Origin of the sequence: Mesorhizobium sp. M0598 (genome assembly GCF_040320865.1) — a bacterium.
Lineage (GTDB): Bacteria > Pseudomonadota > Alphaproteobacteria > Rhizobiales > Rhizobiaceae > Mesorhizobium.
Window position 1 is genome coordinate 50214 of the sequence record NZ_JAMYQL010000018.1, and the last position, 12101, is coordinate 62314.

The 12101-nt window shown below is 59.9% G+C and carries 8 protein-coding genes and 1 tRNA gene; 4 read left to right on the forward strand and 5 right to left on the reverse strand.

What is annotated here, in order from left to right; genetic code table 11:
• The first annotated feature begins 46 nt into the window (after positions 1-46).
• Together NKI59_RS21405 and NKI59_RS21410 are read left to right on the forward strand one after the other, a co-directional pair.
• Positions 47-1699, forward strand: a complete 1653-nt coding sequence (locus NKI59_RS21405) for a tetratricopeptide repeat-containing sulfotransferase family protein (protein ID WP_352706629.1) — start codon at positions 47-49, stop codon at positions 1697-1699.
• 79 nt (positions 1700-1778) lie between these two features.
• A complete protein-coding gene (locus NKI59_RS21410) occupies positions 1779-3431 on the forward strand; it encodes a tetratricopeptide repeat-containing sulfotransferase family protein (protein WP_352706631.1) in 1653 nt (550 codons plus the stop codon).
• A 262-nt stretch (positions 3432-3693) separates the two neighbouring features.
• Here the strand turns inward: NKI59_RS21410 and NKI59_RS21415 are convergent, their stop codons facing one another.
• The 3 genes from NKI59_RS21415 to NKI59_RS21425 all read right to left on the reverse strand — a co-directional run bounded on the left by NKI59_RS21415 (position 3694) and on the right by NKI59_RS21425 (position 5379).
• Positions 3694-4845, reverse strand: coding sequence for a porin (locus tag NKI59_RS21415; RefSeq protein ID WP_352591993.1), 1152 nt, complete (start codon positions 4843-4845; stop codon positions 3694-3696).
• 97 nt (positions 4846-4942) lie between these two features.
• The gene (locus NKI59_RS21420; protein ID WP_352591996.1) at positions 4943-5194 is read right to left on the reverse strand and encodes a GIY-YIG nuclease family protein; all 252 of its coding nucleotides are present in this window, start codon (positions 5192-5194) and stop codon (positions 4943-4945) included.
• A 94-nt stretch (positions 5195-5288) separates the two neighbouring features.
• Positions 5289-5379: transfer RNA gene (locus tag NKI59_RS21425), tRNA-Ser, on the reverse strand.
• Positions 5380-5828: 449 nt separating this feature from the next.
• On the opposite strand from NKI59_RS21425, the gene NKI59_RS21430 reads away from it, so the two are divergent.
• Entirely contained in the window at positions 5829-7025 is a 1197-nt protein-coding gene (locus NKI59_RS21430; RefSeq protein ID WP_352591998.1) for a porin, read from the forward strand.
• Between the two features lie 239 nt (positions 7026-7264).
• Positions 7265-8323, forward strand: coding sequence for a tyrosine-type recombinase/integrase (locus NKI59_RS21435; RefSeq protein ID WP_352706633.1), 1059 nt, complete (start codon positions 7265-7267; stop codon positions 8321-8323).
• Between the two features lie 442 nt (positions 8324-8765).
• Here NKI59_RS21435 and NKI59_RS21440 read toward each other — a convergent pair whose 3' ends face one another.
• Positions 8766-9659, reverse strand: a complete 894-nt coding sequence (locus NKI59_RS21440; protein ID WP_352706635.1) for an alpha/beta fold hydrolase — start codon at positions 9657-9659, stop codon at positions 8766-8768.
• A 231-nt stretch (positions 9660-9890) separates the two neighbouring features.
• Complete coding sequence (locus NKI59_RS21445; RefSeq protein ID WP_352706638.1) at positions 9891-11930, reverse strand: lytic transglycosylase domain-containing protein; 2040 nt, start codon at positions 11928-11930, stop codon at positions 9891-9893.
• Between the last annotated feature and the right edge of the window lie 171 nt (positions 11931-12101).

Below are 12101 nucleotides of genomic sequence, written 5' to 3' on the forward strand. Positions count from 1 at the left end.
GCACGTCAGGCTGGATTCTCCCGGATCATTTTGCTAGCGAGACATGATGAGCAACCGACTGCCGCCCGCTTGGTCCAAACACATAAAGTCCCGCCCGGCGCCGAAAGTGCAGCCGCCGAAAGCGAAACCGCCGTCGCGCGCGCAAGCTGACGATGCGCTGCTGAAACAGGCGTATGGCTTGCAGCAGGCCAAGCGGTTGGCCGAGGCTGAGGAACTGTGCCGCCGCGTGCTGGAGCGCACGCCCAACCATCCCCTGGCTTTGTATATCATGGGCACGCTGTTCATCGGGCTCGACGATGAAACGGCGCTGCGATATTTGGCCCGAGCCGTCGGCGAGGAGCCTCAAAACCCCTTTTATCACCTTAGTCTGGGTGAAGTTTATCTAAAAGTCAGCGAATATTCGCCCGCAATCAGGCATATTCAGCAAGCATTGAAGTTGAAGCCCGATTTGCTGGAAGCGCTTTGCGCGTTGGGACGCGCTTACGTCGAATTCGACAAGGCTGACATGGCTGTCCCGGTTTACGAGAAAGCGCTCAAGATCAACCGCGATCATCCTCGCGTTCGGACAGGACTGGTCAGCGCACTCACCGGTCTCGGTCGCGTGGACGAAGCCGAAGTCTATCTGAAAGAAGCGATCGAACGTCGCATCGCGATGCCCGCTGCCTATAACGAGCTTGTGCATACGCGCAAATTCACCGAAGAGCCGGCCGAACTTAAGTCCATCCTGCGCGAACTGGGCTACCCAAAGCTTGACCCCGAAAGTGCGATGAGACTTCATCACGCAGCCGGCAAGGTGCTGAACGACCTTGGGCGCTACGAAGACGCGATAGATCATTTCAAGAAAGGCAAGCAGGCCGCAGGCTATAAGTTTGATCTGGAAGCCTATCGCCGCTGGGTCGACTCTACGCTCGAGCTCTTCAACCCGGACATGGTGGCTACCAAGGCGGGTCATGGAAGCCCATCGGAAGTGCCCGTGTTTGTATTGGGAATGCCCCGGTCGGGGACCACCCTGACCGAGCAGATTTGCGCGAGCCACCCGGATGTTCACGGCGCAGGAGAACTTAAAAAGCTAAGGCGAGCCGCAAATGCTACCGGCCTCACCAGGCTTTCGGCACGGGCTTTGGGCCAATCGATAGTGCCGATCACCCCTGACCTGTCCAAAATCCTGGCCGAGGAGCACCTGTCCTACCTTCGTGAGCGTGCGCCGACCGCACGTCGCATAGTCGACAAGATGCCCCGGAATTTCGAATTGATAGGCCTCATAGGCCTCCTCTTTCCCAACGCGCGGATTATTCACTGTCGCCGCGACGCCATCGACAATTGCCTCTCGTGTTTTTTCCAGAATTTCTCCAAGGGACACAGCTACATCGCCGACCTGCAGACGCTCGGGCTGTACTACCGTGAATACGATCGCCTGATGCGACATTGGGACAAGGTTTTTCCGGGACGCATCTTCGAAAGTCGCTACGAGACGCTGGTTGCGGATCAGGAGGCACAATCGCGCCGTCTGATCGATTATCTTGGATTGCCCTGGGACGATGCCTGCCTGCGCTTCTTCGAGAAGGGCGGATCGGTCAACACGGCCAGTCGCTGGCAAGTCCGGCAGCCGATCTACAACTCGTCCATCAAGCACTGGAAAAATTATGAGGGCAAGATCCAGCCGCTGATCGACGCCTTGGGCGACCTAGCCGAACTTTGAATAAGGAGGGCGCCCGACAGGATAGGCCAGCCTTCAGGCCAGGCTGGATTCTCCCGGACCATTTTGCTAGCGAGACATGATGAGCAACCGACTGCCGCCCGCTTGGTCCAAACACATAAAGTCCCGTTCGGCGCCGAAACTGCAGCCGTCGAAAGTGAAATCGCCCTCGCGCGCGCAAGCTGACGACATGCTGCTGCGACAGGCGCTCGAACTTCAGCAAGCCAAGCGGCTCCCGGAGGCGGAGGAATTATGCCATCGCGTTCTCGCCCGCACGCCCAACCACCCGCTTTCGCTCTACGTCCTCGGCACGTTGGGGCTCGGTATCGACGACGAGTTGGCTCTCAAATATTTTGCGCGGGCAGTAAGCCAGACGCCTCAGAATCCATATTTCCACCTTAGCCTGGGAGAAGCCGGTCTGAAGCTTGGCGACAGCTTGCTTGCGATCAGGCACCTGCAGCGCGCCTGCGAATTGAAACCCGATCTGGTGGAAGCGCTTTGCGGACTGGCGCGTGCCTACGTCAACTTCGACAAGGCCGAGATGGCTTTGCCCCTTTACGAGAAGGCGCTAAAGATCAACGGCGACCATCCCATGGTCCGGATTGGTCTGGCTGGTGCGCTCACCAGCCTCGGCCGCATGGACGAAGCCAGAGCCTATCTCGATCAGGCAATAGAACGTCGCGTCGATGTTGGGGCAGCCTACAATTACCTGGTCGACACGCAAAAGTTCACCGAAAAACCTGCCGAGCTCGACTCTATCCTGCGCGAACTCTCCAATCCCAGGCTCGAACCCGTTGCTGCATCGCAGCTCCACCACGCGGCAGGCAAAGTGCTGAACGATCTTCAGCGCTATGAAGAGGCGATAGATCACTTCAAGAGGGCGAAAAAGGCCGCTGGTCACGATTTCGACCTGGAGTACTACCGCCGAAGCGTCGATTCCATGATCGAGATATTCAGCCCATCACTATTGGAAGCCAAGGCTGGCCACGGCAGTCCGTCTGAAGTGCCTGTGTTTGTGCTGGGCATGCCCCGGTCGGGGACGACGCTGACCGAGCAGATCTGCGCGAGCCATCCGGATGTCCATGGCGCCGGGGAGCTTACGAAGCTGCGGCGAATCGCGAACTCGATGGGCTTTAGAATACTGTCGGATGAGGACCTGCGCAGTTCGATTGTGTCGATGACGAGGGATCAGTCGAGGGCGCTGGCCGAAGAATACCTGTCTTATCTGCGCCAGCACGCGCCTGCCGCGCCCCGCATCGTCGACAAGATGCCGCACAACTTCGAGTTTATCGGCGTGATTGGAATTCTCTTTCCCAACGCACGCATCATTCATTGCCGGCGCGATGCCATCGACAATTGCGTCTCCTGCTTCGTCTTGCATTTCACCAAGGACCACGGCTACAACGCCGACCTTGAGACACTCGGGTTGTACTACCGCGAATATGATCGCTTGATGCGGCACTGGGACAAGGTCTTTCCCGGACGTATTTTCGAAAGCCGCTATGAGACGCTGGTTGCGGATCAGGAGACGCAATCGCGCCGTCTCATCGATCATCTCGGCTTGCCTTGGGACGATTCCTGCCTGCGCTTTTTCGAGAGGAGCGGATCGGTCAATACCCCCAGCCGCTGGCAGGTCCGGCAGCCGATCTATAGTTCATCCGTCAAACGCTGGAAAAAGTATGAGAGCGCAATTCAGCCGCTGATTGACGCCTTGAGCGATCTGGCTGAAATTTGAACAGGTAGGATGCGCCCGATCGGCCGAGGTCGATCGTGACTTGCTGTCGAGATACATTGATCCGGTAGGCCAGCTCTTCAGATCGGCCCAAGTTTTCTTTTGCACGAACAAGCGTGCGGAGCGAGCATTGCATTCGACCAGCCCTGCGATCGGCTGCTCAGCAGCAGCCTGCATTATGCATCGAGAGTTGACAGCTGCGTCGCGCCGATACGAAAAACCCGGCGGTTGCCCGCCGGGTTCAATCTCAATCTAGCTCGGACTGTTAGAATGAGCGCTGGAAGCGGAGCATGCCGCCGACGCTGTCCTTGTCGTCGGCATTGGTCCAGTTGCGATCGTAGGCTTTGTCAAACTGACCGTCGCGGGCCCAATCGACTTCGGCAGTGATCGTGAGACCGGGAACGATATCGTAGGCAATGTTCGCGGCGACGCCGTAGTTTTTGTCATCGTCAGCCGACGCCTGGAGGTTGAACGAGGTCTTCTCGTTTATGGTGTAAGTGCCACCACCCCAGACTGCCCAGTTGCCGCCCCATTGCTTGTAGAAGTTGCGGTCGATGTTGTCGTCAGAGCCGTAACCGGCCATGAGGAACAGTGTCAGGTTCTGTATCGGCGTAACGTCGACGCGAACCTTGCCGGCCCACTCTTCCCAGGTGCTGTCGTAGGCGGCGACACCGGTGATCGAGCCCCAGCCCTGCGTGTATTTGATACCGCCGACGACATACGGGACATAGCTGTCGATGGAATCATTGCCGCTGTTGCTGTCTTGGAAAATGCCAGGATCCGCGGCGGCACTGCCCGAACCGGTTTCCAACGAAGCCACGGCCGAGAAGCCGTTTCCGGCATCGAAGTAATACTGGACGACATTGGTGTCGAAGCCGCCGTAGGGGACCAGCGTATCCTGGATGACGTTGCCGGCGTAGCCGATGAAGGTATCGAAGGCCGATTCGTCCTTGCCAACGCGCAGACCACCGAGCTGGACCCAGGCAAAGTTCAGCGAAACGCTCGTACCGCCATTGAAGTTGTCATCAAGGTAATCGTTGTGGTTACCCCAGTTGAAGCGCGTCTCGGTGTAGGTCTTCAAGGTGCCGAGCTCGGTTTCCTGGCCGGTCCAGGTCTTGAGCGTGAAGCGGGCGTGCTTGTAGTAGGTATCCTGCGAGTCGCCGTCCTGCTGATCGGTAGTCTTTGCACCGTCAAATGAGCCGACGTCACCGATGCCGATGTCATAGCGGACGTAGCCGCCGATGCGCAGGCAGGTCTCGGTGCCGGGGATGTAGAAGTAGCCGGCGCCGTAGACGTCGCAAATCTTGACGTATTCGGCGGGTTCCGGCTCGGCGACCACAACAGCGTCGGCGGCGCGCGCACCGGAGACCGCGACGAATGCCGCGGCTGAGCCGAGAAGAAGGCTCTTGATATTCATTTTCTGACCTCCAGTCAGAATCGGGACGGAGGTCGGCGAAAAGCAGCTCGTTGGGTTTGTTTTTATTTATATTTCAAATAGATAGGTCCTAAGGCCGTCAGTGAGGCCGTGTCGGCCAAAAACGTTTACTCGCAAAGGTCTTGCCCGAACCGGTCTTGAAATATCGCTCGAGTTGCCGTGCGTTCGCCTCGGTTTCAACCCCGATGTAGGACTTCAAAGCTACAGGCAGATAGGCCTTAGTCGAAGTCACATAGCCTGATCGATGCGATTCGAAACGGCGCCGAAGGTCGTTGGTCGACCCGACGTAGACATCGCCGTTACGAAGTTGCAGGAAATAGACGTACCACATGGTCCCCCTACGCTACTTCGTAGCTTCGGGCGACACCCTACGCCCAAAATGCGGTTTCGGGTGGCCTGCCACCCGAAGCCCGCAGGGCGTAGGGTGGCGGAGAGGATGGGATTCGAACCCACGAGAAGCTTTTGACCTCTACTCCCTTAGCAGGGGAGCGCCTTCGACCACTCGGCCACCTCTCCGTTGCGCCGGTGGATAAAGAAAAGCGCCGGCACAATCAACAAGCTGACGCTATTATCCTTGAAAAATCGACCCTTCGCCAAAGCGCCGCGCGGCGATGTGGCGATTCTACGGCAATTCCCTGGTTCGCGACTCGGGCCACGGTCACATTTCGGGCCGACCATCGCCGGAATCCGCGGTTTGCAACGGCTTGCGAAGGGCTGTTGGTTAACGGGAGCTTTCGGAGTGAGGCCAAATCGTGTCATTTGTGCAACAACGCCGGGGTATAGCGCCAACACAAACCTTTTGCCGGTACGATCGTGGTTGAATGCCGCCGTCTCATGGGTAATGTCGGGTTTGAAGGAGCGGCGCGGTGCGCATCTTTTTCGGTAGTGGGGATGGGGCAGGGAACGCTGTCCTTCAGCAAAGAATACCCAGACCCGTTTTTTAACTTTTGACTGGAGGTCAGAAAATGAACATCAAGAGCCTTCTTCTCGGCTCCGCTGCGGCACTGATCGCAGTTTCCGGTGCGCGCGCCGCCGACGCCGTCGTCGTCGCCGAGCCGGAACCCGCTGAATACGTCAAGATCTGCGACGTCTACGGCGCTGGCTACTACTACATCCCCGGCACCGAAATCTGCCTGCGCATCGGCGGCTATGTCCGCTATGACATCGGCGTGGGCCAGGCTGGCTCGTTCGACGGCGCCAGGTACCAGGACCTGTTGGATGCCTTGAATGGTGAAGACAACGAGAACGACGGCTACTACAAGCAGGCTCGCTTCACGCTGAGGACCTATACCGGCCAGGAAACCGAGATGGGCACCTTGAAGACCTACACCGAGACCCGCTTCAACTGGGGAACTGGTTATCAAAGCGTGCCTGGGTTCGACACGGGCTTCTCCGACTTTGGCAGCAGAGGCGTTTCGCTGAACTTCGCCTGGATCCAGCTTGGTGGTCTCCGCGTCGGTAAGGACGAAACAGCCTTCAACACGTTCACCGGCTACGCCGGCAACGTCATCCAGGATACGATCGTTCCCTACGGCGGTTTCGACACCAACGTCGTCCAGTACTACTTCGATGCCGGCAACGGCTTCTCGGCCGTGGCTTCGTTGGAAACCGGTGAAGGCTTTATCCTTAACGACGCTAATACTGCCCTCAATCTCGGTCACGACTCGGTCGACAGCTTCGTTCCGTATGTCGTCGGCGGCGTGAAGTACACGCAGGGCTGGGGCTCCATCAGCGGTGTTGTCGCCTATGACAGCAGCCTGGAAGAATGGGCCGGCAAGGTTCGCCTCGACGTGACGCCGATGCAGAACCTGTCGCTGTTCTTGATGGCCGGCTACGGTTCTGACGACAATCTCCCGCGCAACTTCTACAAGCAGTGGGGCGGCAACTGGGCAGTCTGGGGTGGTGGCACCTACACCATCAACGAGAAGACCTCGTTCAACCTCCAGGCGTCGTATGACGAAGCCAAGGAAGCTGGCGTCGCGGCCAATATCGCCTACGACATCGTTCCCGGCTTCACGATCACGGCCGAAGTGGACTGGGCTCATAACAGCCATCACATCGATAGCGACTCGCTGCCCGGTTATGAATACAACTGGACCGGCATCCCGGGCGACAAGAAAAACGCCGTTGGCGGCTTCCTCCGCTTCCAGCGCTCGTTCTAAGGGCTGGACTTAAGGCAAGTGAAATCCAGCCCGGGCGCTTTAACGCCCGGGCTGTTTTTGTTTTCGCGACTGGTCGCAAATAGAAGGAAAAGGGGTTTCGGTAGCTGAACAGAGTTGTGGAACGATGTCGTTGGGATCCGCCGCTGGCGGATGAAATCGGCCGCAACGCTTAAAACTCTTGAAAGGGCACCGCCAAGCAGGTAGGTCTAGGCCTATCCACTCGGGGGGTGTGGCGAATAATGACGAACGATGCGATTCAAGAGGGAGGAACCTCTGATCATTTTTCGATATTTTCTTCTCAAACTGCAAAGATAAAATACAGTTATAACAAGATACGAGAAGTAAAGTCGCACAGGATCGGAGAACTGTTTTCAGCATACCGGGACATACTTTGGGATGACGGGCGGCATAAATACAATGTCAGCTCCTTCATCGGCGAGATAGACGAGATTCTCCTTGGGGAGCGTTTCAGCGCCTTTGACCAAAGCACCCTCGACAACCTAATCGGCACCTTGCGCCAGCGCGGCAACAGCAACGCAACCATCAACCGGAAGATGGCTGCCCTCAGCAAACTGCTGCGCAAGGCTTACAAGATGGGGGATATCCACAGCCTGCCCGAGTTCCGCCGCCAGAAGGAGCGGGCGGGACGGATTCGTTTCCTCGAAAGAGACGAGGAGGCCCGGCTCTTCGCCGCCATCAAGAGCCGCAGCGAGGACGCTTATCGGCTTTCCGTCTTTCTCGTCGACACCGGCTGCCGCCTCGGCGAAGCGCTGGGTTTGATCTGGAACGATATCCAGGAGCACCGCGTCAGTTTCTGGATCACCAAATCCGGCCGCAGCCGCACCATTCCGATGACCGAGCGGGTAAAAGAGGTGATCAAGCTGCCGGCCACCGAGGGCCGCCGGCCCAAAGGCCCGTTCACCAAGCTCAGCCAGGCGCAGTTTCGCGCCATCTGGAACGATGCCAAGGCCGAAGTCGGGCTTGGTGCCGACGATCAGGTCGTGCCGCATATATTGCGCCATACTTGCGCCTCGCGTCTCGTCCAGGGCGGCATCGACATCAGGCGCGTGCAGATGTGGCTCGGCCATCAGACGCTGTCGATGACCATGCGTTACGCCCATCTGGCCACCAACGACCTCGACGGCTGCGTCACCGTGCTGGAAACGCCTCGGTCCGGTGGCTCGGATATCGGCGGCGCAAGCGCTTTGTCTTCTCCACCTCCGGCGAAGCGAGGGCCAAAAGGCGAGCCGGCCGCAAGCAAGGCCCCAAAGCCCGCAAAGAGAAGCGCTAAATCCTGACGGTTTGTTCCCCGCGAAGTTAAGTCAAGTAATACTCGACATGAAGTCTCGGGTATTACTTAGGTTGGCCTGCCACTCGGCAGCGAGCCTCCAAAATTCTTTCAGTGGCAAAGCGTAAATCTCCGAGATTGGCCGAAGCCTCCTCGCATTCGTCATCCCTGGGCCGGAGCAGGAGCGAAGCGACGTAGCGAAGACCCTGGGATCCATGCCGTTACATTTGCGTACACGAAAGCGGAGCAAATTCGAGTGCTTTTCGCACCGGCGGTCAGTCGCGGGTGATGGTTGAAGGGTAGCTGTCCACGTTACGGATACGAGCGCGATTCCGATCCGCTGCATTCTTCGGCTGACGTCATTCTTCGGCTGACGTCATGGCATGGATCCCAGGGTCTGCGCTCCGCTTCGCGTTCGCTCCGCCCTAGGATGACGAAGGCATGGTAAGTGCTTACTTCCTGCCACCCCGCCGCTCCGCTCGATCGAAAAAACCAGCGATCCTGCCCGGCAGGATCCCGGATTCCAAAAACGGTGCATGCCCCTGGCCGTCGGCGGTGATCGTCTCGATATCGGTATGGCGCGTCCGCATCTGCTCGAGCGTTTCGGCGGACAGCAGCTTCGAATTGGCGCCGCGTATGACGAGCATCGGGATGGCCGCCAGCGCGTCGAACTGTGGCCAAAGATCGGGCAGCGGCCGGCTGGGATCGAGCCCCGCCAGCGTCTCGACCAGTTTCGGATCGAAATCGGGCAGAAATCCCTCCTCGGTCTCGCGGTAGAGGGCTGATGCCATCCGCTCCCAATCCGCATCGGTCAGCGCCGCAAAATCCGCGCCATGGGTGCTGCGCAGGCCGCGGACCACCTCTGCGTACGTCTTCGGCCTGGGCGCGGGGTCGAGGTAGGAGCGGATATGGGCGAGACCTTGCGACTCGATCACCGGGCCGATGTCGTTGAAGACGATGGCCTTCAGCACGGGCGGCCGCATCGCCCCGAGCACATGGATGATCAGTCCGCCGCGCGACGTCCCAATGAAGGCTGCCTTCTCGATGTTCAGCGCCGCCAGCCCGGCAAGGATATCGCCCGCCTCGATGCCGATATTGTAATGGCCGATATCGGCATCGTAGGCGGACTGCCCGCGCCCGCGATAGTCGAAGGCGACAACCCTGCGCTTCGCCTGCGTCGACAGATAAAGCGCCAGCTCGTGAAAGTCACGGCAATTGCGGGTCAGGCCGGGCAGGCAAACGACTGGCCAGCGGCCGGAATTCGCTTCGCCGTAGATGCGGGCGTGCAGGGACAGCCCGTCCGGCGCGGCGTAGAAGAAATCGGAGAAGCCTTCGTCGTTTGGCATGTACACTCGATTCCGTGCTGCTGTCAGATCGTTGCGACTGCTACAGGCGAGGGCAGGGGCGGTCAAATTGGGGGCTCTTACTTCTCTCCTTGTGGGAGAAGGTGGATCGGCGCGTTAGCGCCGAGACGGTTGGGGGGTGTTGGACGGAGCGCTGTCGGAACCAAGCTGGAGCACCCCTCATCCGACCGAGCTTCGCTCGGCCACCTTCTCCCACAAGGAGAGAAGGAAAGGCTAACCCCGGCCGTTCACCAGATCTCCGACAATATCGTACTTGCCGGAGATACGCATCTTGTAGACCTCGTAATTCTCCATCACGCGCTGAACGTAACTTCTTGTTTCCGTATAGGGAATCCGCTCGATCCAGTCGACGACTGCATCGACGTCCTTGCCGCGCGGGTCGCCGTATTTCGTCACCCACTGGGCGGCGCGGGCGGGGCCGGCATTATAGCCGGCGAAGGTCAGCACGTAGGAGCCGTCGAAGCGGCCGAGCTGCTCGCCGAGAAAGGCGGCGCCCAGCGTCGCATTGTAGCCGGCATCGGTGGTCAGCCGCGCCTGCGAGAAAGTCATGCCGGCCTTCTTCGCCAATTGCTTGGCCGTGCCCGGCATCAGTTGCAGCAGCCCGCGCGCGCCGGCGCTGGAGACGGCGCCGATGTTGAACTCGCTTTCCTGGCGGGCAATCGCATAGGCCAGCGCCTTGCCCGAGCCGGAAATGTTGGCGGTGTCGGGAATGACGCCGAGCGGATGCAACAGCGCGCCGACATCGATGCCACGTGCGCCGGCGATCTTGCCGACCTTCAGCGCCATGAAATGGTTGCCTTGTCTTTCCGCCAGCGCCGCAAGCAGCGCAAGTTCGCCGGGGCTGTTCAGCTGCCCGGCAAGGTCGCGGTAGAGCGTCTCGGCATAGCGGTCATAGCCGGCTTCCTGCAGCCGCTTGATGGCGCTGACCGCCTCGCGGGTGGCAAAATTCCGGCGGTCGGCGGCACTTGGCTGCGGGTAGACGATGTTGAGGATCTGCCGGCCGACGCGCTCGCCGGCGAGCTGGCCGTAAAAGGTCGTGCCGTAGCTGGCGGCGCGGCTGAAATAATCCTTGGCACTGCCGGGCCCGCCGACTTCGGCGGCACGGCCGAGCCAGTAATAGGCGCGCGACAGCGACATCGGCCCTTGGGCGAGCTCCGCGATTTGCGCAAAATGCTTGGCGGCGGTGCTCGGGTCGTTGAGGCCGCGCAGCGCGTACCAGCCCGCATGGAATTCCGCCTCGGCAGCATTGGCGGGACTTTCGGCGGCATGCGCGGCGACTATTCTGTAGGCGGTCTTCATGTCGCCCTGGTCGACCAGCTCGCGCGACAGCACCCGGCGTTCGACCCACCAGGCGTCCGGATCGACCAGAGCGTCGCGGTCACCCGGCGCCTTCAGCACCAGCGCGGCGGCATCGGAAAATTTCTGTTGCTTGCGCAGATATTCGGCTTCGGCAAAGAGATAGCCGGCCGCCCGCTGCGCTGCCGGCACCGCCTTCAGCAGCTTGGCCGCGTTCTTGTCGCCTTTGGTGACTGCCGCCCAGGCATCGGCCAATTGCTGGGCGCCGGCGAGACCGGCGACGCGCAGCGCCGAAGCGACCCGATCGGCATAAAACATGCGCTCCATGCGGAAGCGATGGTCGGCGGCCGGGATCAGCGCGCCGAACTCGCGGATGACCGCCGCCTCGTCCGTGGCTTCGAGCTTTTCGGTGCGCCAGAATGGCGACAGCACCGAGCGCGCCGCCTTCGTATCGCCCAGCGCTACATAGGAGCGGGCAAGGATCACCACGCCCTCGAAGGTCAGCGGCTGGCTGCCGTCGAACGCCCGCACCACGATCTGTGGCGCGGGCTTCTCGCGATAGAGCGCGCGCTCGCTGTTCTTGCGCAAGGCGATCGTGCCCGGCCAGTTCGGCAGCATCTTCGCGGCATCGGCGATTTCGCCGCTCGGCACCTGGTCGCCGCCATAGAGCGCAATCGCCCAGGCAAGGATGTGCCGATCGAGCGATTTGGCCGGCAGCGTTTCGCGCACTTGGCGCGCGCGCTGAATGTCGTTTGCCGCCAGCGCATCGAGACCGCTCTTCAGCGCCGCGACGCTGGCGGATGGCGAAGGGGACTGCTGCAGTGCATCGTTCTGCGGCTCCGTCATCGGGATCGCCGACGTGACCTGCCCATCGACGCTGCCGCCGATCGCCGCGCCGGGGATCAGCACAACGATCGCGCCGAGAAGCGCGAAAAGATGAGGCCGCCTGGTCGGCATGGATTTGGTCTTTTCCTATTTCTTCGATGCTACAGCTGGCACAGATGAACTGCAGCCTATTCGTCTGTGATGAAGGGCCCGTAAAGAAAACCCTATCGAGGTCGTTCGAATTGCAATTGCTGGCGCAATGCTTGCCGCGCAACAATGTCGAGACTATGGTGCGCCGCTTCG

Excerpts from the sequence above, each read along its gene's own strand:
- NKI59_RS21440 (WP_352706635.1), bottom strand. The coding sequence starts at position 9,659 with ATGCCAAACGACGAAGGCTTCTCCGATTTCTTCTACGCCGCGCCGGAC.
- NKI59_RS21445 (WP_352706638.1), bottom strand. The coding sequence starts at position 11,930 with ATGCCGACCAGGCGGCCTCATCTTTTCGCGCTTCTCGGCGCGATCGTT.
- NKI59_RS21415 (WP_352591993.1), bottom strand. The coding sequence starts at position 4,845 with ATGAATATCAAGAGCCTTCTTCTCGGCTCAGCCGCGGCATTCGTCGCG.
- NKI59_RS21420 (WP_352591996.1), bottom strand. The coding sequence starts at position 5,194 with ATGTGGTACGTCTATTTCCTGCAACTTCGTAACGGCGATGTCTACGTC.
- NKI59_RS21405 (WP_352706629.1), top strand. The coding sequence starts at position 47 with ATGAGCAACCGACTGCCGCCCGCTTGGTCCAAACACATAAAGTCCCGC.
- NKI59_RS21430 (WP_352591998.1), top strand. The coding sequence starts at position 5,829 with ATGAACATCAAGAGCCTTCTTCTCGGCTCCGCTGCGGCACTGATCGCA.
- NKI59_RS21435 (WP_352706633.1), top strand. The coding sequence starts at position 7,265 with ATGACGAACGATGCGATTCAAGAGGGAGGAACCTCTGATCATTTTTCG.
- NKI59_RS21410 (WP_352706631.1), top strand. The coding sequence starts at position 1,779 with ATGAGCAACCGACTGCCGCCCGCTTGGTCCAAACACATAAAGTCCCGT.